Origin of the sequence: Nocardia sp. NPDC051981, from assembly GCF_040680715.1 — a bacterium.
GTDB lineage: Bacteria > Actinomycetota > Actinomycetes > Mycobacteriales > Mycobacteriaceae > Nocardia.
In genome coordinates this window covers 460,812-485,675 of the sequence record NZ_JBFAXK010000003.1, presented here as the reverse complement: position 1 = coordinate 485,675, position 24,864 = coordinate 460,812, and the positions used below count along the sequence as shown (strand labels likewise).

Annotated in this window: 21 protein-coding genes, 1 tRNA gene and 2 pseudogenes; 13 read left to right on the top strand and 11 right to left on the bottom strand. The window is 67.5% G+C overall.

Translation table 11 applies throughout. The annotated features are described in order from the left end of the window. Nucleotides 1-301 precede the first annotated feature (301 nt). Entirely contained in the window at nt 302-1,063 is a 762-nt protein-coding gene (locus tag AB0L60_RS09295; RefSeq protein WP_364609672.1) for a copper homeostasis protein CutC, read from the top strand. 571 nt (nt 1,064-1,634) lie between these two features. Here the strand turns inward: AB0L60_RS09295 and AB0L60_RS09290 are convergent. The 3 genes and pseudogenes from AB0L60_RS09290 to AB0L60_RS09280 form a co-directional block, all read right to left on the bottom strand. Further along, nucleotides 1,635-2,888: pseudogene (locus AB0L60_RS09290) on the bottom strand (YibE/F family protein); the annotation flags it as partial. Nucleotides 2,889-3,467: 579 nt separating this feature from the next. Then, nucleotides 3,468-4,727, bottom strand: a complete 1,260-nt coding sequence (locus AB0L60_RS09285) for a pyridoxal phosphate-dependent aminotransferase (protein ID WP_364609789.1) — start codon at nt 4,725-4,727, stop codon at nt 3,468-3,470. Between the two features lie 67 nt (nt 4,728-4,794). Then, nucleotides 4,795-6,156, bottom strand: a complete 1,362-nt coding sequence (locus AB0L60_RS09280; RefSeq protein ID WP_364609669.1) for an ABC transporter C-terminal domain-containing protein — start codon at nt 6,154-6,156, stop codon at nt 4,795-4,797. Nucleotides 6,157-6,411: 255 nt separating this feature from the next. Between AB0L60_RS09280 and AB0L60_RS09275 the strand changes: the two genes are divergently transcribed. Next, entirely contained in the window at nt 6,412-6,861 is a 450-nt protein-coding gene (locus AB0L60_RS09275; protein ID WP_364609666.1) for a hypothetical protein, read from the top strand. Between the two features lie 139 nt (nt 6,862-7,000). On the opposite strand, the gene AB0L60_RS09270 is transcribed toward AB0L60_RS09275, so the two are convergent. The 3 genes from AB0L60_RS09270 to ctaD form a co-directional block, all read right to left on the bottom strand. Further along, nucleotides 7,001-8,410 carry an Hsp70 family protein gene (locus tag AB0L60_RS09270; protein WP_364609663.1) on the bottom strand — a complete coding sequence of 470 codons (1,410 nt, stop codon included), beginning with the start codon at nt 8,408-8,410 and terminating at the stop codon, nt 7,001-7,003. A gap of 181 nt (nt 8,411-8,591) precedes the next feature. Beyond that, nucleotides 8,592-9,164, bottom strand: coding sequence for a dCTP deaminase (dcd, locus tag AB0L60_RS09265; protein ID WP_354841295.1), 573 nt, complete (start codon nt 9,162-9,164; stop codon nt 8,592-8,594). Between the two features lie 128 nt (nt 9,165-9,292). Beyond that, nucleotides 9,293-11,047, bottom strand: a complete 1,755-nt coding sequence (gene ctaD, locus AB0L60_RS09260; protein WP_364609659.1) for a cytochrome c oxidase subunit I — start codon at nt 11,045-11,047, stop codon at nt 9,293-9,295. Nucleotides 11,048-11,345: 298 nt separating this feature from the next. On the opposite strand from ctaD, the gene AB0L60_RS09255 reads away from it, so the two are divergent. After that, nucleotides 11,346-11,419, top strand: a tRNA-Gly gene (locus tag AB0L60_RS09255). Between the two features lie 71 nt (nt 11,420-11,490). Here the strand turns inward: AB0L60_RS09255 and AB0L60_RS09250 are convergent. The 4 genes from AB0L60_RS09250 to AB0L60_RS09235 form a co-directional block, all read right to left on the bottom strand. Then, on the bottom strand, nt 11,491-11,913 hold the full coding sequence (locus tag AB0L60_RS09250) for a hypothetical protein (protein ID WP_364609656.1): 423 nt from the start codon (nt 11,911-11,913) through the stop codon (nt 11,491-11,493). 139 nt (nt 11,914-12,052) lie between these two features. Next, nucleotides 12,053-12,385, bottom strand: a complete 333-nt coding sequence (locus tag AB0L60_RS09245; protein ID WP_354841288.1) for a hypothetical protein — start codon at nt 12,383-12,385, stop codon at nt 12,053-12,055. Between the two features lie 50 nt (nt 12,386-12,435). Beyond that, nucleotides 12,436-12,732, bottom strand: coding sequence for a hypothetical protein (locus AB0L60_RS09240; RefSeq protein ID WP_364609652.1), 297 nt, complete (start codon nt 12,730-12,732; stop codon nt 12,436-12,438). Then, entirely contained in the window at nt 12,719-12,943 is a 225-nt protein-coding gene (locus AB0L60_RS09235) for a hypothetical protein (RefSeq protein WP_354841282.1), read from the bottom strand. Before AB0L60_RS09235 ends, AB0L60_RS09240 begins: the two co-directional genes overlap by 14 nt. 102 nt (nt 12,944-13,045) lie before the next feature. On the opposite strand from AB0L60_RS09235, the gene AB0L60_RS09230 reads away from it, so the two are divergent. The 4 genes from AB0L60_RS09230 (at nt 13,046) to AB0L60_RS09215 (ending at nt 16,684) form a co-directional block, all read left to right on the top strand. Next, a complete protein-coding gene (locus AB0L60_RS09230) occupies nt 13,046-13,825 on the top strand; it encodes an alpha/beta hydrolase (RefSeq protein ID WP_364609648.1) in 780 nt (259 codons plus the stop codon). A 9-nt stretch (nt 13,826-13,834) separates the two neighbouring features. Continuing rightward, the gene (locus tag AB0L60_RS09225; protein WP_364609645.1) at nt 13,835-14,593 is read left to right on the top strand and encodes a crotonase/enoyl-CoA hydratase family protein; all 759 of its coding nucleotides are present in this window, start codon (nt 13,835-13,837) and stop codon (nt 14,591-14,593) included. A 156-nt stretch (nt 14,594-14,749) separates the two neighbouring features. After that, nucleotides 14,750-15,856, top strand: coding sequence for a DUF4185 domain-containing protein (locus AB0L60_RS09220; protein WP_364609642.1), 1,107 nt, complete (start codon nt 14,750-14,752; stop codon nt 15,854-15,856). A gap of 102 nt (nt 15,857-15,958) precedes the next feature. Then, nucleotides 15,959-16,684, top strand: coding sequence for a class I SAM-dependent methyltransferase (locus AB0L60_RS09215; RefSeq protein WP_364609639.1), 726 nt, complete (start codon nt 15,959-15,961; stop codon nt 16,682-16,684). Between the two features lie 73 nt (nt 16,685-16,757). Here AB0L60_RS09215 and AB0L60_RS09210 read toward each other — a convergent pair whose 3' ends face one another. Beyond that, nucleotides 16,758-17,363, bottom strand: coding sequence for an alpha/beta family hydrolase (locus AB0L60_RS09210; RefSeq protein WP_364609636.1), 606 nt, complete (start codon nt 17,361-17,363; stop codon nt 16,758-16,760). Between the two features lie 301 nt (nt 17,364-17,664). On the opposite strand from AB0L60_RS09210, the gene AB0L60_RS09205 reads away from it, so the two are divergent. The 6 genes and pseudogenes from AB0L60_RS09205 to AB0L60_RS09180 form a co-directional block, all read left to right on the top strand. Continuing rightward, nucleotides 17,665-19,491, top strand: coding sequence for an acyl-CoA dehydrogenase (locus tag AB0L60_RS09205; protein WP_364609786.1), 1,827 nt, complete (start codon nt 17,665-17,667; stop codon nt 19,489-19,491). A 625-nt stretch (nt 19,492-20,116) separates the two neighbouring features. Further along, nucleotides 20,117-21,145: a phosphogluconate dehydrogenase (NAD(+)-dependent, decarboxylating) gene (gene gnd, locus AB0L60_RS09200; RefSeq protein WP_364609633.1), complete on the top strand. Its 1,029-nt coding sequence runs from the start codon at nt 20,117-20,119 to the stop codon at nt 21,143-21,145. A gap of 70 nt (nt 21,146-21,215) precedes the next feature. Then, entirely contained in the window at nt 21,216-22,385 is a 1,170-nt protein-coding gene (locus tag AB0L60_RS09195; protein ID WP_364609630.1) for a glycoside hydrolase family 3 N-terminal domain-containing protein, read from the top strand. Between the two features lie 173 nt (nt 22,386-22,558). Then, entirely contained in the window at nt 22,559-23,167 is a 609-nt protein-coding gene (locus tag AB0L60_RS09190) for a TetR/AcrR family transcriptional regulator (protein WP_356995924.1), read from the top strand. A 115-nt stretch (nt 23,168-23,282) separates the two neighbouring features. Further along, nucleotides 23,283-24,554: a DUF5685 family protein gene (locus tag AB0L60_RS09185; protein ID WP_364609625.1), complete on the top strand. Its 1,272-nt coding sequence runs from the start codon at nt 23,283-23,285 to the stop codon at nt 24,552-24,554. Nucleotides 24,555-24,646: 92 nt separating this feature from the next. Then, a pseudogene (locus AB0L60_RS09180) lies at nt 24,647-24,832 on the top strand (FAD-dependent monooxygenase); the annotation flags it as partial. Nucleotides 24,833-24,864 lie beyond the last annotated feature (32 nt).

Below are 24,864 nucleotides of genomic sequence, written 5' to 3'. Positions count from 1 at the left end.
ACCTCGGAGGGCAATGGCGCGGCCAAGCCGCCGGCCGCCAAGCCGGGTGGCCTGGGCTTCAAGTCGGGCATGAAGGCTCCGGGCCGCAAGAACTAAGCCCAGGCCCGAAACAGCGGGCAGCCGAACCTGATCGACGAGGGCGGCGCTACCAACCCGGTAGCGCCGCCCTCGTCGTTCCGCCGCGTACCAGCCCGTTCACGCCGATTCGGCGGGCGCTGCGGCGGCAAATTCACGGGCCATTCGCAGCCCGTTGGCTAATCTCAGGCAACATGACGGGCCGGAGTTCGCCATACTGCAAGGTATGACGGATGCGCGGGCGGTGCGGGTCGAGATCGGGGTGGAGTCTCTGGGCGGGGTCCGGATCGCCGAACAGGCGGGGGCCGCACGGGTGGAATTGTGTACGGGGCTGACGGTCGGGGGACTCACGCCCGGGCCGGCGCTCATCGAGGCGGCGGTCGAGGCGGCGGGGCACACCCAGGTACACGTGCTGATCCGGCCCCGGCCGGGCGACTTCCGCTACTCGGCCGACGAGGTGGCGCTGATGCGCACCGATATCGAGCGGGTGCGGGCGGCGGGTGCGCACGGGGTGGTGATCGGCGTACTCGACGAGAACGGCCATGTCGATCCGGCCGCGAATACCGAGCTGCTGGCCGCCGCGGACGAGCTGGAGGTCACCTTCCACCGCGCGTTCGATGTGTGCGCGGATCCGTATGCGGGTTTCGACCAATTGCTGGAGCTGGGCTTCACCCGGTTGCTCACCTCGGGCCGCCAGGAGTCGGTGCTCGACGGCGCAGCCCTGATCGGCCGGCTGGTGACGCTGGCCGACGGCCGCATCGACGTGATGGCCTGTGGCGGCCTGCGGGCCGACAATGCCCGCCGGGTGATCGAGCTGACCGGAACTCGCGATCTGCATGCGGCCGTGCGCATTCCGGTGCCCGGCCGCTCACAGTCCGACTCCGAGGTCTCCTTCGCCGAATTCGGAGTGCCCAGTGGCTTCGATCATTTCGCCACGGACGCCGACGGCGTATCGGCACTCTGCGAGGCGGCGCGGAACACACACTGACGGTCGCCGCCCGGAATCAGGGCCGGGAGTGCCGTCCACCACGCGGCGGATCGGGCGGCCACCCCTGATCATCGGAGAAGCTCTGATCCTGCTGCCACCCCTGATCCTGCTGCCGGGCCTGACCCCGTGTTCCCGAATCCGACCACGGCTCGCTCGGATTGAACCACGACGAGGTCGTGTACTGCCGCTCCTCCTGCGGATTAGGATTAGGATTCGGATTCGGCTGTACCACACCGGTTCTCGGCACCGTCGGCGGCTCACTCCCACCGGACACCCGGGGCTGCGCGCCGGTTCGCGCCACGGGCTGTTCCCCGGTCCACGAATCCCGCTGTTGCGCATCGGTTCTCGGTACAGCCTGTTGCTCCCCGCTGTACGGTCCGCTCTGCTGAGCACCTCGGCGCACCACCGGTTGCGAACCCGAGGGGTACTCGCCGGTGCGCGGATCACCGGCACGACGCATCGCGGGCTGGGATCCGGCGCGCGGCCCACCCGCGCGGCGCGGCGTATTCCGTTGCGCCCCCGCACTTCGCGTCCGCTTGGCGCCCGCACCCGCGCGCACCTCGGCCGGCTTGGCGCCCAACGGCCGGGCCAGCAGCACCGCGATGGCGGTGGTGAGCGGCACCGACAGGGCCAGCGCGATACCGCCGACGGCCGACCGCGCGATCTCGATGCCCACCGCATCGCCGGTCAGCACGTCCCGTATGGGCCGCCCGGCCACGCTGAACAGCAGCAGCAGCGGCAGCGCCCCACCGGCGTAGGCGAGCACCAGGGTGTAGACGGTACTGGCGATGTGGTCCCGGCCGACCCGCATGGCCGCGGAGAAGATGCTGCGGCGGTTGGCCTTCTGGTCCAGCGCCGCCAGCTCGAAGGCAGCCGAGGCCTGCGTGATGGTGACATCGTTGAGCACACCGAGCGAGCCGATGATGAATCCGGCCAGCAGTAGCCCGGTAATGCTCACGTGCTGGATATAGGCGGCGACATTGGTGTTCTGCTCTTCGGACAACCCGGTGAGGTGGGTGGCCTCCAACGACACCCATGACAGCACCGCCGCCAGCACCATCGAGGTCAGCGTCCCCAGCAATGCCGAACTGGTGCGCAAATTCACCCCGTGCGCCAGATACAACACGGAGTAGAGGATCACCGCCCCCGCGACCAACGCCACCGGTATCGCCGGTTTCCCGTCCAGCAGCGCCGGCAGCAGGAACATCACCAGCACCCCGAATGCGATGACGAGCCCGATCAACGCCCGCAACCCCCGCCACCGCGCCACCGCGATGATGACCACCGCGAAAACGATCCCGATGATGCTCAACGGCAACCCACGCGCGAAATCATCGAACGAGTACAGCGTCGCCCCACCCGGATCCTGCGGCGTCTTCGGCGCCGCCTGAGGCACAATCCGAATCTTGTCCCCCACACTCAAATTCGGCTGATCCGGCGTAGGCGAATTGACGAAGACCGTCCAACTTCCCTTGTCCGCCCCCGAATCGATCGAGATCACACTCCGCGCGCACTGCCGCTGAGCCGCCGCGAGCAACTCCGGCTCAACAGTGAAAACCTTCCCGTTCGACACATCCCCACAGGGCCCGAGATCCTGCTTGACCACGGTCCCCGCCTCGGAGTGCACCGCACCCCCGCCCCCGTTCTGCATGGGCAATGGAATATCGATGTGCTGCGAACTGGGCCAAAGCCAAACCAGCCCAACAACCACCGCCACCCCGATCACCGCCAATAGCCCAATGACAACCCGGGCCGCATTCGCCCCAATAGCAATGGGTCCAGAGTGGTCGTGATGATGGTGATGAGAATGCTGGTGATCGCTCACCCGCCGAGCCTAAACGAAAACCATTCCTGACATCTCGAGAGGTTCACGTCAGGCAAAGGTTCTTCCCGATCCCCAAGGCGACAACTGATCTCGCAACGTTCGGGGTAACTCACCGGGTACGTCCAAGATGGTTTCGGCTCCCAACGCAGGCACGGATGCAAATCCGGCAACGGCTCTCAGCCGTCCGCTCAAGGCCCGGGGAGACGGGGGAGTGGGAGGGGCGGCGGAGAGCAGGGGGATGTCTCCGCCGCCCGGGGTCAGCGGCCCAGGGGGGGTAGGCCGGCTAACCAGGGCCGGACGGCCCAGGGGGGGTAGGCGGTCCGACCGGGCACTCTGAGTGCCGAGGACCACTGTACACAAAAGACGGTTCTTTGCGCTAGCTAAGTCTCTAAAAACCCAACTTTTTCGTACCAACGGTTTGTTTTAGCCAGGGTCTCACCCGCGCCATCCACCCCGAGCAGGGGTGTCCACAAGCGGACAAGATCGATTAACCGCAGGTCAGACCGGGTATTCGCGAGGGCACGCCGGTACCCCAGCGTACCCCGCGCGTACCCGGTGATCGAGAACTTCCAGCTGGAATTACTGGCGATAGCTCGCGAGGAAGTTCCCGAATCGCTCGATGGCGACCGAGAGATCGCGAGCCCACGGCAGCGTGACGATGCGCAGGTGGTCGTGGTGCGGCCAGTTGAACCCGGTCCCCTGCACCATCAGGATCTTCTCCTGCAGCAGCAGATCCAGCACCAGCTTCGAATCGTCGTGGATCTCATGGACTTCCGGGTCCAGCCGCGGGAACGCGTACAGCGCACCGGTGGGCTTCACGCACGAGACGCCCGGAATGGTATTGAGCTTCTCCCAGGCCACATCCCGCTGCTCGAGCAGCCGCCCGCCCGGCAGCACCAGGTCGTCGATGCTCTGATGTCCGCCCAGCGCCACCTGAATGGCATGCTGCGCGGGCACATTCGGGCACAGCCGGGTGGAGGCCAGCAGATCGATGCCCTCCAGGAAGCCGCCCGCGTGATCCTTGGGACCGGTGATGACCAGCCAGCCCGAGCGGTAGCCCGCCACCCGGTACGCCTTGGACAGGCCGTTGAAGGTGAGGCACAGCAGGTCCGGGGCGAGCGTCGCCAGCGAGACGTGCTTGGCGCCGTCGTACAGGATCTTGTCGTAGATCTCGTCCGCCAGCAGCAGCAGCTGATGCTTGCGGGCCAGGTCCACCACCTGCTGCAGCACCTCGGCGGAGTACACCGCGCCGGTGGGGTTGTTGGGGTTGATCACGACAATCGCCTTGGTCTTGTCGGTGATCTTGGATTCCATGTCGGCGATGTCCGGCTGCCAGTCATTGGACTCGTCGCACAGGTAGTGCACCGGGGTGCCGCCCGCGAGCGAGGTCATGGCCGTCCACAGCGGATAGTCCGGCGCGGGGATGAGCACCTCGTCGCCATTGTCGAGCAGCGCCTGCATGACGATGGTGATCAGCTCGGAGACGCCGTTGCCCAGGTAGACGTCGTCCACATCGAATTCCGGGAAGCCGGGCACCAATTCGTAGCGGGTGAAGATGGCCCGCCGCGCCGGCAGGATGCCCTTGGACTCCGAGTAGCCCTGCGCGTAGGGCAGCGCCGCGATCATGTCGCGCATGATGACGTCGGGCGCGTCGAATCCGAACGGCGCGGGATTGCCGATGTTCAGCTTCAGAATCCGGTGGCCCTCGGCCTCCAACCGTGCCGCGTGCGCGTGTACCGGACCCCGGATCTCGTAGAGCACGTTCTGGAGTTTGGTGGACTGTTCCAGGACGCGGGGGGACCGATGCGGAAGGTGACTCGATGGGCTCACCCCGTTAATGGTGCCATTCGCCCGCAACCAGGTTTCTTCGTGTCCAGCACAGCACTACCGGACGGCAGCGGGGCGGCTACCTCGAGGTATCGGGCGGCAGCACGCTGCGGGCGGCGGTGGAGCCGCAGAAGTCCTCGATCCTCTCGTCCAGGTCCTGCGCTTCACCGGCGTCTCGGAACTCCGGGCCGGCCAGCCGCCGGCGCACCGCGCTGAGCCGTTCCTCCAATTGCGCGATCCGCTTGTCCTCGTCCAGTTCCAGCACCGGCTCCAATGCGGCGGCGGCGCCGTCGAGGCTGCCGTTGATCAGGTGGGCGGCCGCATTGTCCACCCGGGCCAGCGACTCCGCGCCGTAGGAGCGCTTGTCGGTCGGGCCGTTCACATACAGGTCGATGGCCCGGCTGGTGGCATCCAGGGCGGACTCGGCCTGGCCCAGATGGATATAGGTGGCACCGGCGTAGTAGTGACTCTTGGGCTGGTTGAACCCGAACACGCCGCCGACCTCGTCGTGCAGGTTGTCGGTGGATTCGCTGTCGCGGGCGTCGTCGGCGGCGCGGATGCAGCGATCGGTGTCGGCGGTGCTGCCCAGCCGTGACCAGATGCGGGCCTCGATGTTCAGCAGCCGCACCCGCGCGGTCGCGGATTCGGCATAGCGCTGGCCGCTCTGGGCCAGCAGGACCGCGCGACGCGGCCGCTCGGCCCGGTACTCGATGAGCGCCTGCATGCCGCGGGTCCAGGCGCGCAACGGATCGTGCTCGCACAGTTCGGCGTAAGCCCAAGCGGCCCTTGCCTGTTCACCGGCCGCGTCGAAATAGCCGAGATCCGTACTGGCATTCGCCAGCAGACCGGACAGGGTGCCCGCCAGAAGGCACAGGTGCGCCGTATCGGACGGACGCTGATGGCCTTCCAGCAACCGGTACACCCGACGCCGCACCCGCAGCATCTCCACCATCATCGGCACCGGCGGCAGGTGTACGTAATCGTTGGCGATGCGCGTGACATCCGCATCGAGCTGTTCCAGCAGGGTCGCACCCACATTGGTGCCCTCGGCCCTCCCCGCGTGCTCGCTTGCTTCGTGAGCAGCCGCCATGATCAGATCCCTCTCCGAAATCGCCGCTAACGCATCGCCCCTCATCGCACCCGTATCGACGAGTGCCAGCAGTTCCGCGTCGCTGGAATAACTGGCCTGCGCCGGCATCCCGCTCCGAAACTCGGAACCGCCTTGGCGCACATCGAAACCGGGAACGGCGGGGCGGTCGATCAAGGGCTGGTCGATCAAGGCCGCGAACCGTGCCCGCACAACATCGTCGGACCTGGCAAGGGAAGTATCGAGGGCGGCCTGATTGATGGGGCGGGGATGCACCCGATCGCCCCCGGCCTCCCATTTCGAGACCAGTCGTTCGTGCACACCCAGGTGGGCGGCGAACTCCCGGATACTCATGCGTTTGGCATCGCGGAGGGCCCGGGCCTCTTTGCCTGACCAGTGCCGGACCACTCTGCCATCCCTTCCGAACGAACTCCGAACTCCAGGGTACGAGCGGAAAGTGGCCGCGACCACATCCGAAACCTTCTCGGTACCAGGCGTTATACGCACCGGTAATAGTGGCGGCGGAAAGGCAGCGGAAGGCGGGTGTGCGGGCGTTCTCACCGTGGCCCCCGGCACGCGACCCTGGTGACCGGGGAAGGAGGCGGGAACGTGAACGCGGACAGGCTCAGAACAGTCGAAGACTGGGTTTCCTACTACCGGCACGAGTTCGCGCTGCCGGTCATCGAACGCGGCGGATTCGTCATGCTTCCCGTCACCACGCAGATCGGGGTGGTGCACCTACCGGTCGCGCGGGCCGAAATGGTGCGCGGCGCACTACGACAGCAGCGCTGCGGCGGGCCCATGCTGGCCCGGCAGATTCGCTGGAGCCTTCTGGCCGAACCGGATTCGCGGCCTGGCGACCAGATCATGCTGGCGCTCAACCGGCTCGATATCGGCATTCCGGCCATCGGCAGCGCGGTCATGCTCCCCACCGGCCTCGGCCGCTCGACGCGCGAGGGCTGCCACTGGGTGACGCCACCCGCACGTGATTCCAAACTCCCACCCCTGTCGGCGATCATCACGACAGCTCTGGCGGTGGGAGCGGAAAGCGAGGACTGAACGCAGCCGGTCCTCGCACCACCGAGTCCGCCCCTCCTGGCAGTCGACGGGGCGGACTCGGCTCGTGTCGACTCTCGAAACTCTCAGGGGCCAGTTGATAGGTCTGGCCCACAACGGCTTTCGGGCTCGACGGGGAGCGTCAGCGCACTTGCTGGGGCGGTGCCGGTGGGAAGAGCGGAGGCAGCGTGGGGACGACCACGGGTGGGAGGCCCGGGATGATCGTGATGGTGTTCGGGCCGGGCGTGGTGGTGGGGGCCTCGGTGGTGGTTGTGGTGTAGGTGTGAGGCTGGGGTGCGGCCAGGGACTCGTTGGTGGCGTCGGTGGTGGTGGGCGACGCGACCCCGGGTTCGGTGGAGGGGCGGGTGGTGCTGGCCGGGACCGAGCTGGTGACGGCGTCCTGGCGCTGCGAATCATGGGTCAGGACTTGGGATCCCCAGCCGAGGGTGATGCCGATGGCGGCCACCACGACGAGCGCGCCGACCGCGACGCCGGCCAGGCTGACCTCGCGGCGGCGGCCGAATTTCTCCGCCGCACCCGGGCGAGCCGACCAGGACTGGCCGGGCTCCGCGGGTGTGGGTACGGCGTCCTCGCGCGGGGCGGTGGGGAACGGCGCGGGTGCGGGCCGGTGCAGGACCGGGCGGGCCAGCATGGCCGCGCCGCGGGTGACCACGGTGTCGGGGGCGGCCGGGACGATGACCGGGACGCCCAGCCAGCGTCGCAAAACCTTTGCCACCAGCGGAATCTGGGCGCAGCCGCCGAGCAGGGCGACCGCCTGCACCGGCTGCTCGGAGCGCAGGATGACATCGCGCGTCATGCGAGCGGAGGATTCGACGGCCAGCATGATGAGGGCCTCGAAGTTCTCCTGCGACAGCAGCACCAGGCCCTCGGTGGAGGGCAGCGCCACCGCGCTGCTGCTGGAGAGCTGCTCCTTGGCCTCGCGGCAGAGCTTGTCGAGCGCGATGAGCCCGGTGTGGTCCGGCGGATGAGCGATTCGCCCGGAGGCGATCTGCTGTTCGCGGATCAGCGCGTCGAGGTAGTCGCCGCTGATATCGCTGGTGCGTTCACTGAAGCAGACCTGCCGGGTGCCGGTATCGACGACCGTCACCGACAACCCGGACGCGCCCAGGTCATAGAGCGCGACGGTGCCGAAACCCTGCAGCTCCCCGGAGTATTCGAGGAATTCCAGCGCCGCCACCACGTCGGGCACCAGCTCGTAATTGGTGAACTGCCGCCGCGCCAGCTCGGCCCGGATGGCCCGCGCGTGATTCTCGTCCCGGTAGGCGATGGCGGTGGCGCTGATCCGCGAATCCGCGGCGAGCACCGCCCCGACGGCGTCGGCGACCAGCTCGTCGACCCGGCGTTCGCCGACCGGCACCGCCTGCACGTCGAACGCGTCCGGCGGGCCGTCGAATCCGCTGCGGGCTCGGGCGTATCGCTGCTGCGGGGGCGCGCCGAAATTGCGTGCGGCCTGTTCGGCGGAATCGCCGGTGAACGGACGTGCGACGCGAACCGCACCCGCCCCCACCGAAACCCCCAGAACCGAACTCATCCGCTGCCCATCTCGTCGACACACACCCGTCGTCGCCACCTTACGACGTACCGGGCCATCCGTACACCCGCTGTACCCGCCCATCGGACGGCGTATTCGCGCCACGGACGACGGTCAACTGTCCAGGCAGCGGCCGAATTACGCCGCGCGCCAGGTCGAAACCGCTACCCCGTAATGCAACTCACTTGGACACCGGAAAATTCAGATAGGCCCGCGACGGCGTCGGCCCCCGCTGACCCTGATATTTCGAGCCCGCCGCGGCACTGCCGTACGGGTGCTCGGCCGGACTGGTGAGCCGGATAAGACACAGCTGCCCGATTTTCATGCCGGGCCACAGGGTGATCGGCAGGTTCGCCACATTCGACAGTTCCAGCGTGATATGCCCGCTGAATCCGGGGTCGATGAAGCCCGCGGTGGAGTGGGTCAGCAGGCCCAGCCGGCCCAGGCTGGACTTGCCCTCCAGCCGGCCGGCCAGATCGTCGGGCAGCGAGCACACCTCGAGCGTGGAGCCGAGCACGAATTCACCGGGATGCAGCACGAACGGCTCCCCCTCGGCGGGTTCCACCAGGGTGGTCAGCTCGTCCTGCCGCTGCGCCGGATCGATATGCGTGTAGCGGGTGTTGTTGAACACCCGGAAGAGACTGTCCAGCCGCACATCGATACTCGACGGCTGCACCAGCTTCTCGTCGAACGGCTCGACCCCGAGACGTCCATTGGCGATTTCCTTACGGATGTCGCGATCACTAAGCAGCACTGTGCCATTTTGCCCTCCGCTTCGCTCCGGGCGGTTCGCGGCCCCCAAGGTCTCGTTCTTCCCTCCCTCCGCTCCGCCGCTGCGCTCCGTCGCTCCGCTCGGTCCAGAACGAGACGGGCCGCGAACTTTCAATGCTCTACCGGCGGGTTTTCCGGCGTGAACACATCGATAACCTGTTTCGGTTTACGCGGAACCCAGGTGGCGTGGGCCTCGGCGCGCATACGGGGGACCATGTGCGGGTAATGCAGTTCGAATGCCGGGCGCTCGGAGCGGATACGCGGCAGTTCGTAGAAGTTGTGCCGGGGCGGCGGGCAGGTGGTGGCCCATTCCAGGGAATTGCCGTAACCCCACGGGTCGTCGACGGTCACCACTTCGCCGTAGCGGTAGCTCTTGAAGACATTCCACACGAACGTGACCATCGAGAATCCGAGAATGAACGAGCCGATGGTGGAAATGGTGTTGAGCGTGGTGAATCCGTCGCTCGGCAGGTAATCCGCGTAGCGGCGCGGCATGCCCTGGTTACCCAGCCAGTGCTGCACCAGGAACGTGGTGTGGAAACCCAGGAACGTGGTCCAGAAATGCAGCTTCCCGAGCCGTTCGTCCAGCAGCCGCCCGGTCATCTTGGGGAACCAGAAGTAGATGCCGGCGAAGGTGGCGAACACGATGGTGCCGAACAGTACGTAATGGAAATGCGCCACAACGAAATACGTGTCCGAGACGTGGAAGTCCAGCGGCGGCGAGGCCAGGATGACGCCCGAGAGCCCGCCGAAGAGGAATGTCACCAGGAAGCCCACCGAGAACAGCATGGGTGTCTCGAAGGTCAGCTGCCCGCGCCACATGGTGCCGACCCAGTTGAAGAACTTCACCCCCGTCGGCACCGCGATGAGGAAGGTCATGAACGAGAAGAACGGCAGCAGCACCGATCCCGTCGCGTACATGTGGTGTGCCCACACCGCGATGGACAGCGCGCCGATGGCCAGCGTCGCGTACACCAGCGTGGTGTAGCCGAACAGCGGTTTGCGGCTGAACACCGGGAAGATCTCGGTCACGATGCCGAAGAACGGCAGCGCCACGATATAGACCTCGGGATGCCCGAAGAACCAGAACAGATGCTGGTAGAGGATGACCCCGCCATTGGCCGAGTCGTAGATGTGCCCGCCCAGGCGCCGGTCCACCTCCAGGCCCATGAGCGCCGCGGTGAGGATCGGAAACGCCAGCAGCACAAGCACACTCGTGACCAGGATGTTCCAGGTGAAGATGGGCATGCGCCACATGGTCATGCCGGGGCAGCGCAGGCAGATGACCGTGGTGATCATATTGACCCCGCCCAGGATGGTGCCGACGCCGGACACCGCCACGCCCATGATCCACAGGTCCGCGCCCACGCCCGGTGCGTGTTCGGCCAGGCTGAGCGGGGTGTAGGCGGTCCAGCCGAAGTCCGCCGCGCCGCCCGGCGTGATGAATCCGGCGGTCGCCATGGTGGCCCCGAACAGGTAGAGCCAGTAGCTGAGCGCGTTCAACCGCGGAAAGGCGACATCCGGCGCGCCGATCTGAAGCGGCAGCACCGCATTGGCGAATCCGAAGACGATGGGCGTCGCATAGAACAGCAGCATGATGGTGCCGTGCATGGTGAACAGCTGGTTGAACTGTTCCGGCGTCAGGAACTGCATGCCCGGACGCGCCAGCTCGGTCCGCATCAGCAGCGCCATCAGGCCGCCGACCAAGAAGAACGCCATGGCCGTGACCAGGTACATGTTCCCGAGCATTTTGGGATCGGTGGTGGTGATGGCCTTCCACAGATACGACCCCTGGGGTCCCATCCGCCGTGGAAATGGCCGTACGGGTTCGAGCTCGGGAACTTCACGAGCGGGCACCGCGGTCATACGTCCTCCTCGACCGCCGAGCAGGAGCACCGAGCGCACACTTCAGCTAACGTTCAGCGCATCCAAACTTCCTGTGGTGGACGGGTTTTCGACCCTGCGGGCCAGTCTACGACCGCCCGTAGGCGGAACCAGCTGCTTCCGCGAAAGAGCTCCGCGATCTTCGGCGCGTCGCCCCCGACACGGGCAACCCGGGGGCCGGACACACCCGCGGTCACTCGCCCGCGACCTGCGAGGAGATCCGAGAAGTTGCACCGGGCGAGAAGTGGTCTGATAGAGTCGCGTGCGCAAGCAGGACCGCGCCGGTGTGGTGTAGTGGCAACACGCTACCTTCCCAAGGTCGAATTGCGGGTTCGATTCCCGTCACCGGCTCCACGTGAAAGGCCCCCGTCCATCGGACGGGGGCCTTTCACACGTCACAGCATGACTTTCCGCATGTCACCGCACTATTTGACGCACTCCGTGGCGATTCGCTTGGTGGCCTTGCCCGCCTTGATCAGATCCTCGGTGCCGAGGCTGACCTTGGCCGGGTTGGTGCCGTTGGCGCTGTCGATGATCTTCTGGATGCCGCTGTCGGACAGGCCTTCCTGAAGGTAGACATCGGCCACACAGTCCGCGGTCTGCTGACTGAGTTTGCCCTTGTCCTGCAAGGCTTTCGAGATCTGCTCGGCGGTCAGCGCGCTGCCGCCCGGGCTGGTGGTCGCCCCCGCCGAGGTGGCAGGCGCGCCGGACCCGCTGGTCGCGGCCGCCGAGGTGGCCGTCACCGCGGGTGCGGTCGTGGTGGCGGGGGTGGCCGATTGCTGGTCATTGCTGCACGCGGACAGCAGCGGCAGCGCCAGCAGCGCCACCACGACGACGGATTTCCGCATTTGTGATCCCTCCCGGACGCCGGGCCGATCCCGGTCGATTCTGAGATTGCACACCGGCACCCGGGAGTTAACAAGCGGAGGTCGAAAACCGCGGGCCGCCAAGGCCCCTGGCGATCGCGCTACCGCGGTGACCGCGGCGCTACTGCGCCGACTGCATGCAGGCGGTGACGATCTTGGTAGCCGCGGCCTGCGCCTTGTCCGTGTCGTCCTTGCTCATGCCGGCCGACTCCATGTCCGTCACATTGCCGGACTTGGCGTCGTTCTTGATCATGCGACGCAGTCCGTCCTGCGAAATACCCTGGTCCACGAAGACTTTCGCGGCGCAGTCGGCGAACTTGGCTTCGAGACCACCGGCCTGCAGGGATTTGGACACATCAGCCTGGGTGACATCGGCGGGCTTGTCGCCGCTGCCGCCGCACGCGGCCAGCAGGGGAAGCGCGACGAGCGCGGCGGCCAACAAGGAAATGCGCACAGGTGCCTCTACTCTCGAGGTTCGACGGGAGAACTGCCGCAGGCACCCTCTCACAAATCCATGGCGGCGCGCAGCGCTGTGTCGATTCGCTCGGCCGTTTCGCTGTCGACTTCGGCGATGCGACGCTCCAACCAGCCACGATAGATGCGGCCCAGATTGCCGGCGTGGACCCAGCCGTGGCCGGGAATGGGCACGGCCAGGATGTCCCGGGGATCCCCGGCCTCGACCTCGGCGGCGATCAGCCAGGGGCGCGGCGACTCGTTAATGCCGTCGCTCGAGATGAGGATGATGGTGCGGGTTCGGGTGGTGCCGTGCGGGTGGTAGACCCAGAGTTCACCCCTGCGCACGCAGCTCCTTTTCGGCGGCCAGCTTTTCCGCCTCGTCGGCCGCGGCGAGTTCGACCGGGTCCGGCACCGGGCCGCATCCCAGCCGCACGGCTTCGCGGCGCGCGGCGCGGGAAATCCACGCCGACGGCGACATGCCCGCGCGGGCGGCGGCGTCCTGTGCGAAGGACCAGGCCGCCTCATCCAGCGACAGTGTCACTTTCCGGGTTGCCATACCTTTTATCGTACCGCCGGAGCAGAACTTTCCCGCCTGTTGGCGACACGTCAACGACTGTAGGGTGAGATTCGCGGGGATCAGGACAGGGGAGAGTCGCGCATGACGAAGTTGAACCATTACCGGACCGGCAGCGGCGACCCCCTCGTGCTCGTGCATGGCGTCGGCAGCCGCTGGCAGGTGTGGGAGCCGATCATCGGCGCCCTGGCCGAATCCTTCGACGTGATCGCGGTGGACCTGCCCGGATTCGGCGACAGCGCACCGATCGAGCACACCACCGTCTCCACCCTCGCCGACGCCCTGGCCGACTTCCTCGCCGCCGAGGGCATCGAGAATCCGCATCTGGCAGGCAATTCCATGGGCGGCGGCATCGTGCTGGACCTGGCCGCGCGGGGCCTGGCGCGCTCGGTCACCGCCTACTCCCCCATCGCGTTCTGGGACACCGCGGGCCGCGTCTGGTGCCAGCAGGCGCTGGGCCGCGCCAAACAGCTCTCCAGGGTGCTGCACCCGGCCGTGCCCGCGGTGCTCGGAAGCGTCGTCGGCCGTTCCACTGTCCTCGGGCTGGTGTTCGGCAAGCCCTGGGCGATCGACGCCCAGGTGGCCGTGGACACCGTCGAGGGCCTGCTCGGCGCGGCGGGCTTCGATGCCGCGCTGGCCTCCTTCACCGACTTCCGGTTCCCCGACCACACCGCCCTCGGCGACATCCCGATCACCATCGCCTGGGGCAACCGTGACATTCTGCTCACGTACGCCACGCAGTCCCGGCGCGCCCGCGCGGAACTGCCCGGCGCGCGGCACGTCACCCTGCACGGCAGCGGCCATACGCCCTTCTTCGACGATCCGGCCGGCTGCGCGCGCCTGCTCCTGGACCAGCTCGGATAAGGAAAGACCGTGAGCCACAACGTTTCCCTCACCTTCGACGGCGACCGGGCGTACGTGGCCCTGGACCGGCCGGACAAGCACAACGGCCTGACCATCGACATGCTGAACGAGCTGGTCCGGGTCGCCGGGATCATCGGGAAGCGCTCCGACATTCGCGCCGTCATCCTGTCCGGCAACGGACCCAGCTTCAGCTCCGGCCTGGATATCGCCAAGGCCATGGGCAACCCGCTGGACGTGGTGCGTAACTTCGTGCCACTGCCCTGGCGCGGCACCAATACCTTCCAGGAGGCCTGCTGGGCCTGGCGGCGACTCCCGCAGCCGGTGATCGCCGTGGTGCACGGGCGCTGCTACGGCGGCGGACTGCAGATCGCGCTGGCCGCCGATTTCCGGTTCGTCACACCGGATTCGGAGTTCGCGGTCATGGAGGCCAAGCACGGGCTGATCCCGGACATGACCGGCGCGGCCACCCTGTCCCGGCTCATCGGCCTCGACCAGGCGCTGCTGCTCACCATGACCGCCGACCCGGTGGACGCCGCCTACGCCGAGCGCATCGGCCTGGTCACCGAGGTCACCGCCGACCCGCGCGCGGCCGCCGAGAAACTGGCCGACCGCATCGCCGCCCGCTCCCCGCAGGCGGTGGCCAGCGCCAAGAAACTGTTCGACCGCTCCTGGCACGCGTCGGTGCGCCGGACCCTGGCCGTCGAACGCGCCACGCAGCTGCCGCTCATCCTGAAGCAGGCGCTCGACCATGGTAGGAATGGAAAGTAAGCCAATTCACGGCAAATAACTCGGTTTGCAAGCCCCGAATTTCGGGTATGGCTGTTAGCATTTTCACACTTTGCCAACGAGTCGAACGCATTGTGCGGCCCGTCACATACGGTGTGGTCCGCGCATTATTCGGCGAGACCCGGAGGAAGCACCGCATTGACCAAGACCGCCCCGCTGCTGCTTTCCGCGATAGCAGGTGCCACGGCCTTGCTCCTTACCGTGACCATGCCGGCTGCAGCCAATCCGAATGCAATCAACCCGATTCCGGTGCTGAACGGCTCGAACGGTTTGCCGCAGCTGCCGGGCCGCACCAAGGCGGTCTTCCAGGTCACCGGAATGGCCAGCCCCAACAACACCCAGACCTACAACGTGCTCGGGACCGACCTGGGCATCATGTGGGACGACGGGAACGGCGAGATGCTCACCGCATTCGGTGACACCGCCGGCCTGGGTCTGCCGAATCTGCTGGTCGGTAGCACCTGGGCGTGGCGTTCGAACATCCTGCTGCGCTCACACACCCAGGACCCTGCGAACGGCATCTACTTCGACTCGGTGGTGCGCGATATCTTCGGCCAGGCAAGGGATCTGATCCCCAGCCCGAAGATCCCGTTCATCGAGATCAGCCGCATCCCCACAGCGGGCATCTCGGTCGGCGGCACCCAGTTCATGAGCCTGATGTCGGTGAAGAGCTGGGACGACGTGGGCGAGTGGACCACCAACTACTCCAGTCTCGCGGTGTCCGGCGACAACGGCGAGAACTGGGTGGAGCTGCCCGCCACCCGCCGCCCCGACGACGGCGGCAATGCGAATTTCCAGATGAACGCCTTCGCCAAGCGCGACGGGTTCCTCTACGAGTTCGGCACCGCATCCGGCCGCAACCACCCGGCATACGTCGCCCGCGTCCCCGAAGGGGCGGTCACCGATATGGGCGCGTACGAGTACTGGGACGGCGGCAAGTGGCAGAAGGACGTCAATGCGGCGCAGCCGGTGATCGGCGGTGGCGTGGCGGAGATGTCGGTGCAGTGGAACGACTACCTGGGCCAGTACGTCATGCTCACCACGGATCCGTGGAACTCGGTGGTCATGTACACCTCGCCGAGTCCCGAAGGCCCTTGGAGCGCACCGTCGGTGCTCATCGACACGCGGGAACTGCCGACGGCGTACGCGCCGTACATCTTCCCGTACCAGACCGGGCGTGACCTGTACTTCCTCACCACGGTCCACAGCCAGTACAACGTGCTGCTGATGCACACCACGCTGTAGAAAACCCAATTCCCGGGGAAACCCAGATGCGACACTCGGCCGCGAACGCCTCCGCGTTCGCGGCCGAACTCGTCTCGGCGCACAGCTCATAGACTCGTCCCCATGGATGCCGCCGAATGGGACGAGCACTACGCCAATACCGAATTGGTGTGGGGCGCACCTCCGAATGCCACGGTGGTCGAACAGGTCTTCGGGCTGGAGCGGCGGGCTCCGGTCGGCGGCGGGATCGGCGAGCCGCGGCCGGACCTGCCGCGGGTGCTGGACCTGGGGTGCGGTGAGGGCCGGAACGCGCTGTGGCTGGCCACCCACGGCTGGCGGGTGGATGCCGTCGACTTCTCCCAGACCGGCATCGACAAGGGCCGGACCGTCGCCTCGCGGCTGTCGCGCTCGGTGCGCGGGCGCATCCACTGGATCCACGCCGATGTCATGCAGCTGGACGCCGCCGGCATCACCGGACCCTACGAGCTCATCCTGCTCGCCTTCCTGCACCTGCCCGCCGCGGACCGCCGCGCCCTGCTGCTGCGCGCGACCGAGATGCTCTCCCCCGAGGGCACCCTGCTGGTGATCGGCAATGACACCCTGAACCTGGCGGAAGGCTATGGCGGCGAGCAGGATCCGGCCCGGACCTTCACCCCGGCCGACATCCTCGCCGACCTGTCCCCCGCCGAGCCCGATATCCGCATCCGCATCGCCGACCGCGTGCACCGCCCCACCGAGGACCGTGACGCCATCGACGCCCTGGTGGTGGCGACGAGGCTCGCGCCGGAACCCCGGGAAGAGCCGCTCGCACTCGAGGCCGCGCGGCCGCCGTCGCTCGACCTCTCCTGACGGCACCCCGCGCCAGCTGCGGACGGCAATTCCGGTGCGCTGCAGGCCCGGTCGGGCAGGCGCGGGGCGGCGTTCAGCTCGCGGACCAGCGCTCAAGCCACGGCGTGAGCACGGCGACGATCTCCTCGAACCCCGCCCGATACGAATGTGCCTGTCCCGCAATGACATGCACCTCGGTCGCGTCGGCCGCCTCCGGAATGCCGAACGGGTCGCGGGCGCCGTTGACCACGACGACCTCGATATCCCCGGGAGCGAGCAGCTCCTCGCGCCGCGACTTCTCGGGCTTGCCCGGCGGATGCAGCGGGAACGACAGCGCGACCACGCCCCGTGCTCCGGCCGCCCGCGCGGTCCGGCACGCCACCCGCGCGCCATTGCTGCGCCCGCCCTGGACCAGCGGCACCCCGCGCACCTTCTTCCGCAGTGCCGCAATGATTTCCAGCCATGCCGCGTCCTGCACGTCGGCCTTGCCCGGCGCGCGCCGCCCGGCCACCCGGTACGGCTGGGTCACCAGCGCCACCGCGCCGCCCTTTTCCACCGCCGAATCCCGCAGGGCCAGTATGTCTTTCGCCTCGACGCCGCCACCGGCGCCATGGGTGAGCACGAGCAGGAACCGCGGCTTCGCCCGCCCGCGCCGCTCGATCTCCACCTCCGCCGGTCCGGCACTCGTCTCGATGCGCATGTAGGCACCGTAATCAGGGGCACGGACCGGGCTCGCGCGGCACACCGGCGGACCGCACCGCCGCCGCCGGACCTCGATCGACCAGGCCGCGACGAGCCCGGCAAGCCCGGGTCCCGGCAACTCGCGTGCTTTCAGTCACATTCGGCCGTGATGACCTTGGCGCACCTCTTACCGGTCGGTAACATGGCGCATAAGTTACCCGCCAGTAGCGCTGCTTTACGGTGTCTACCCGGTGGAGACCTAACGGGCGGGAACGGCACACACCGAACCGCACCCATCTCAATGGAGAGTGAGTACGACCATGGGTCACTACAAGAGCAACGTTCGCGACCTCGAGTTCAACCTCTTCGAGTTCCTCGGCATCCAGAAGCTGCTCGACGCGGGCGCCTACGGCGACCTCGACGCCGACACCGTCAAGGAGATGCTGAACGAGGTCCGTCGTCTGGCCGAGGGCCCGCTGGCGGATTCGTTCGTCGACGGCGACCGCAACCCGCCGACCTTCGACCCGGAGACCCACACGGTCACCCTCCCCGACTCCTTCAAGAAGTCCTACCGCGCCCTCGAGGACGCCGGCTGGTCCAAGGTTCCGGTCCGCGAGGAGCTCGGCGGCCTCGGCGCCCCGTCCGTCGTGGGCTGGGCCCTGAGCGAGATGATTCTCGGCGCCAACCCGCCGGCCCAGATGTACGCCGCCGGTGCGGGTTTCGCGCAGGTCTTCTACAACAACGGCACCGATGAGCAGAAGAAGTGGGCTCAGAAGATCGCCGACCGCAACTGGGGCGCCACCATGGTGCTGACCGAGCCCGACGCGGGCTCCGACGTCGGCGCCGGCCGCACCAAGGCGATCCAGCAGGAGGACGGCTCCTGGCACATCGAGGGCGTCAAGCGCTTCATCACCTCGGGCGACTCCGACGACCTGTTCGAGAACATCATGCACCTGGTGCTGGCCCGCCCCGAGGGCGCCGGCCCGGGCACCAAGGGCCTGTCGCTGTTCTACGTGCCGAAGTTCCACTTCGACTTCGACACCGACACCCTGGGTGAGCGCAACGGCGTGTTCGTCACCAATGTCGAGCACAAGATGGGCATCAAGGTCTCGGCCACCTGTGAGGTCACCTTCGGCGGCCACGGCGTTCCGGCCAAGGGCTGGCTGGTGGGCGAGGTCCACAACGGCATCGCGCAGATGTTCGACGTCATCGAGAACGCGCGAATGATGGTGGGCACCAAGGCCATCGCCACCCTGTCGACCGGTTACCTGAACGCGCTCGAGTACGCCAAGACCCGTGTGCAGGGCGCCGACCTGACCCAGATGACCGACAAGAGCGCGCCGCGCGTCACCATCACCCACCACCCGGATGTGCGTCGTTCGCTGGCCATGCAGAAGGCCTACGCCGAGGGCCTGCGCGCCGTGTACCTGTACACCGCCGCGCACCAGAACGCCGATATCGCCGAGCTGGTCTCGGGCGCCGACAAGGACACCGCGTTCCGCGTCAACGACCTGCTGCTGCCGATCGTCAAGGGTGTCGGCTCCGAGCGGGCCTACCAGTACCTGACCGACTCGCTGCAGACCTTCGGTGGCTCCGGCTTCCTGCAGGACTACCCGATCGAGCAGTACATCCGCGACGCCAAGATCGACTCGCTGTACGAGGGCACCACCGCGATCCAGGCGCAGGACTTCTTCTTCCGCAAGATCGCCCGCGACCGCGGCGTGGCGCTGGCCCACATGGCCGGTCAGGTGCAGAAGTTCATCGAGCGTGAGGGTGGCAACGGCCGCCTGAAGGCCGAGCGCAAGCTGCTGGCCACCGCCCTCGAGGACGTGCAGGGCATGGCCGCCACCCTGACCGGGCACCTGATGGGCGCCCAGCAGGACCCGAAGGAGCTCTACAAGGTCGGCCTGGGCTCGGTCCGCTTCCTGCTGGCCGTCGGCGACCTGATCATCGGCTGGCTGCTGCTGGCCCAGGCCGAGGTCGCCATCAACGCCCTCGACAACGGCTCCAACGAGCCGTTCTACCAGGGCAAAATCGCCACCGCGCAGTTCTTCGCCCGCAATGTGCTGCCGGAGCTGACCTCGATCCGCACCGTCCTGTCCAACCTGGACAACGACATCATGGAGCTGGACGAAGCGGCCTTCTGACGCAGGGTCCCGGGGGCTGTGCCCCCGAACCCTCAGTACCAAGCGATGCGGCCCGGATTCTTCCGGGCCGCATCGCTTTCGGCGTTTCGGAGGCGGCCTACCAGTGCTCACCCGAGGCGAAGGCGGAGATGGTGCTGATGAAGCCGAGGATGAAATAAGCCAGCCAGTCCATGAGGTACCCGTCTGTCGTACTGAAAAATGAATGCCTCAGAACGCTATCCACAACCGATGCCGAACGGTTGCCCCGAGCTTCCCGGGCATGAACCTCACGGCTGCTCGGTCGATGAGGTATTCGATCCCTGCCGCGGCCAGCAGCACACTGGCGGCGATCTCGGAACGGTGGGCAGTTTTCAAGTTCAGAAGTCGGCGAATGCCAGGAACTCCATCGCTGACAACCATCCCAATCAACTGTCAGCAAATTTTCTGCAACGATAATCGGGGCAAAAATAGAGCTCCGTGCGGTTGCCGGGTCGGGGGTCTGGCAACAGCACGGAGCCATCCCTTCTATCGACACCCATTCCAGGGCGTTACACACGCGTTCCGCTCGAATGGAAAAAATCTCGCGGCCCACCGCTGGGGGGACAATCGAGACGGATCGGAACCGTACGACGCGAGGAGACCACTCATGGAGCTCGGAATGATCGGACTCGGCCGGATGGGCGCGAATATCGTGCGCCGGATCGTGCGGGACGGGCATACCGCCGTCGGCTACGAACGCCACCCGGAGCACATCGAGGAACTCTCCGCCGAACTCGGCGACAGTTTCCAGGGCAGCACCGAACTCCCCAAATTCGTGGCCATGCTGACCGCCCCGCGCGTGGTGTGGGTGATGATCCCGGCGGGCGCCACCGGCGCGGTCATCGACACGCTGGCCGGGCTGCTGGAACCCGGCGACATCATCATCGACGGCGGCAACAGCCGCTACCACGAGGACATCGCGCGGGCGAAGGCCCTGCGGCCCAAGGGCATCCACTATGTGGACATCGGCACCTCGGGCGGCGTGTTCGGGCTCGAGCGCGGCTTCTGCCTGATGATCGGCGGGGAGAACGACACCGTCGCCCATCTGGACCCGCTGCTGAGGTCGATCGCGCCCGGCGTGGACGCCGCGCCGCGCACCCCCGGCCGCACCGGTACGCCCTCCACCGCCGAACAGGGCTACCTGCACTGCGGCCCCGCGGGTGCGGGGCACTTCGTGAAGATGGTGCACAACGGGATCGAGTACGGCGCGATGGCCGCGTACGCGGAAGGCCTCAACATCCTCCACCGGGCCGATGCCGGCGAGCACCAGGACGCCGAGCACTCCGCGGAGGTCACCCCGCTCGAACACCCCGAGTACTACCGCTACGAGATCGACGTGCCCGAGGTCACCGAGGTGTGGCGGCGCGGTTCGGTGGTCGCCTCCTGGCTGCTCGACCTCACCGCCGCCGAGCTCTACGCCGACCCGAACCTCGATTCCTTCGGCGGCCGCGTCTCCGATTCGGGCGAGGGTCGCTGGACCCTCGATGCCGCCATCGACGAGGGCGTGCCCGCCCCCGTCCTGTCCGCGGCCCTGTTCCAGCGCTTTTCCTCCCGCGGCGAGGGGCTCTACGCCGACAAGGTGCTTTCTGCCATGCGCCAGGCCTTCGGTGGTCACCATGAGCTGCCGCAGGGGTGAATGCGCCATGCGTGGTGGCGCACGCGGTGTCGATGGCGGGAGATCGAAGAACTCCGGCTACGGTCGGGGCATGCGCCTTGTACCGGGAATCGTCGTCGCGGTGACCGCACTCGTGCTGTCCGGCTGTTCCAGCAGCGACAACTCGTCCAGCCGATCCGCGCAGACCAGCAGCGGATCCCCGAGCAGCACCACCATTGCCGCACCGCCGCCGACGACTCCGGCGCAGCAGGATTGCGCGGCCGGCTACCTGTCGCAGTTCACCCTGCGGCAGAAGCTGGCGCAGCTGCTCACCGTCGGCGTCACCGGCGAGGCCGATGCCGAGAACGTGGTGAAGACCGAGCAGATCGGCGGCATCTTCATCGGCAGCTGGACCGACAAGGCCATGCTGGCCCAGCACCAGGTGGACGCGGTCCAGAAGGCCTCGCGGACACCGCTCATGGTGACCATCGACGAGGAGGGCGGGCGGGTCTCGCGCGCCAAGGACCTGATCGGGGCCGCGCCCTCGTCCCGGGTGATCGCGCAGACCATGAGCCCGGACGAGTTCTACACCTTCAGCCTGGACCGGGCGCAGAAGCTGAAGGCGCTGGGCGTGACCGTGGACTTCGCGCCCGACGCCGACGTCAGCAGCCAGCCCGACGATTCGGTGATCGGCGACCGCTCCTTCTCCGACGACCCGGACGTGGTGGTGCAGTACGCGGGTGCGTTCATCCGGGCTTTCAAGGACGCCGGGGTGGGCAGCGTCATGAAGCACTTCCCAGGCCATGGTTCGGGCTCGGGCGACTCGCACACCGGCGCGGTGCAGACCCCGCCACTGGATCAGCTGCAGAACAAGGACCTGGTGCCGTTCCGGCAGCTGGTCGATTCGGGTGCGGCGGTCATGGTCGGCCATCTGGATGTGCCCGGACTCACCACCCCGAATGTGCCGGCCAGTATCAGCCCGCAGGCCATGGCACTGCTGCGGCAGGGCACCGGCTACGGCGCAGCACCCTTCGACGGCGTCATCTTCACCGACGATCTGGGCGGCATGGCGGCCATCGCCAATCGCATGAGCATCGAGGACGCGGTGGAGGCCGCCCTGATCGCAGGCGCCGACAATGCGCTGTGGATCACCACGGACGCGGTGCCGAAGGTGCTCGACCGGCTCGTCGACGCGGTCAGCAGCGGCCGCTTACCGGGAGCCCAGGTGGATGCCTCGGTGCTGCGCATGGCAAAGTTCAAGGGCTCCGCGCCGCACTGCTGAGCAAACTTCCGGTTTCGAGAACATCTCGCGGATCGGCCCGCCGCGGCGCGAAAGCGCTGTTGAGCGAGGCATTGGCGATGACCGGCAATTCACGCTCATGGAACTTACCATGGAGTAAGATAAGGACTTCGACGCTCCTCGGGAGTGTCGACTGTCCGGTCTTAGGAGAGTGAATGGCAGGCGGAACGAAACGGCTTCCTCGCGCGGTGCGCGAGCAGCAGATGCTCGACGCCGCCGTGGAGGTCTTCTCACGCAAGGGGTACCACGACACCTCCATGGACGCCATCGCCGCCGAGGCGAAGATCTCCAAGCCGATGCTGTACCTCTACTACGGATCCAAGGACGAGCTCTTCCGCGCCTGCATCCACCGCGAGAGCATGCGGTTCATCGAGGCGGTCGCGGTCGCGGGCAACCCCAAGCTCACCCCGCACGAGCAGCTGCGCGCGGGCCTGGAGGCCTTCCTGTCCTACGTGGACCAGAACCGGCTGTCCTGGCAGGTCCTCTACCGGCAGGCGCTGGGCCAGCAGCCCTTCGCCTCCGAGATCGCCAACAGCCGCGACCGGGTCATCGAACTCACCGCCAAGCTGCTCGAATCCAGCGCCAAGTACGCCGAACCGGGCACCAATTTCGAGGTGGTGTCGGTGGCCGTGATCGGCGCGGGCGAGGCCATCGCCGACCGGGTCGCCAGCGGGCAGATCGATATGGCCGAGGCCGTGAACCTGCTCGACGATCTGGCCTGGCGCGGTCTGTCCGGCAGCAAGAAGAAGACCGAACCGGTCTGACCCGGCGCCCGGGCCGTCCGTCGCCCGGCCGACTTGCCGCCACGCCCCTCGCCTGCCACAGTTCGCTGCGATCGTGTTGCCGGACGGCCGCTTCGGCCGGGGATGGGGATCGTCGTTGTTCGGCTTGCTGAAGCCGTGTGCGCACAGTGCGGTGCGGCACGGTATCGACCCGTCGGCCTGGCAGACCCACCTGTGTGGTCTCTGCCTGGGTTTGCGTGACGGCCACGGCCAGCTCGCCCGCGCGGCGACGAATACCGATGCCATCGTCCTCGAAATACTCACCGAGGCACAGCAATCCGAGCCGTCCGCCCGCACCGGCGCGGGCCCCTGCCCGTTGCGCGGCATGCGCCGCGCCGAGGTGGTCGCCGCCGGCGCGCCCGGCGTGCGCCTCGCAGCGACCGCCTCACTGCTGCTGGGCGCGGCCAAGATTCGCGACCATGTCGACGACGGCGATGCCCACCGCCTGGCGCGCCGCCCACTCACCCGCGTCTCCACGCGGTGGCATACCCGGGCGCGCGCCGCCGCCGAGCCCCTCGGCCTCGACGTCGAACCACTGATCGCCGCGATCGAATCGCAGCTGCGGCTGGAGAATTCACCCGAGAGCACCCTCGCCGAGCTGACCGCGCCGACCCAGCTCTGCGCGGCGGAATTGTTCGCGCACACCGCGATTCTCGCGAACCGGCCCGAGAACGCCGACGCCCTGCGTCAGGCGGGATGGCATTTCGGCCGTATCGCGCATCTGGCCGACGCGCTCGAAGACCTCGACGCGGACAACGCCCAGGGCCACTTCAATCCGCTGTCGGCCACCGGAACCACTGCGGAACAGGCGCACGCCCTTGTCGCCGAATCGAATTCACTCCTGCGCGCGGCCCTCGCCCGCGTCGCCCTGGACCGCGCCGCCACGGTCCGCTGGATCCTGCTCGACCCGCTGGGAGGCGTGGTCCGCAAGCTGGGCCGGGCCGCGGGCATCGCGCACACCTGCACCACCGACACCTGTCGCACCCACTCCGCGACGGCGTCCGAGGCGGCACCGCGTGGTGAGCAGCCCTGGCAGCCGGGAGGACCGCCGATGCAGCGGCCGAACCTGCTCGAGGGGCTGGGGATCATCGGCACCCAGTACTGCACCGGCTACGCGTGTTTCAAGTGGCACACCCGTCCGTGCAGCGGGGATCGCAAGGCGCCGTGGATCGATCGCTGCGACTGCGACTGCTGCGATTGCTGTGGCAACTGCAACTGCGGCGGCGGCCATCACCACGCCGCGGGCGGCGGTGGCGGCTGCTGCGACGGCCACGGCTGCTGCGACTGCAATTGCGGCGGGTGTGATTGCGATTGCTGCGACGGCGACTGCTGCGACTGTGACTGCTGCGGATGCGATTGCAGTTGCTGAACGCCGCGAGCCGAGACCGGCACGGCCGCCCCTGTTGCGTCGTGTGATCGCCGCGCAAGGGGCGTGCAAGCGGTCGTGCCCACGCTGGGGACATGACAACGGCACATGTTCCGGTCCTGGTGGCCGGCGGCGGTCTGGTCGGATTGTCCGCCGCACTGTTCCTCGAATACCACGGCGTCCCTTACGTTCTGGTGGAGCGGCGAGCGACCGCCTCGCCACTGCCGCGTTCCCGGGGGCTGCACACCCGCACCGGTGAGATGTACCGGCAGGCCGGGGTCGAGGCGCAGATCCTGGAGGCGGCAGCGAGCGC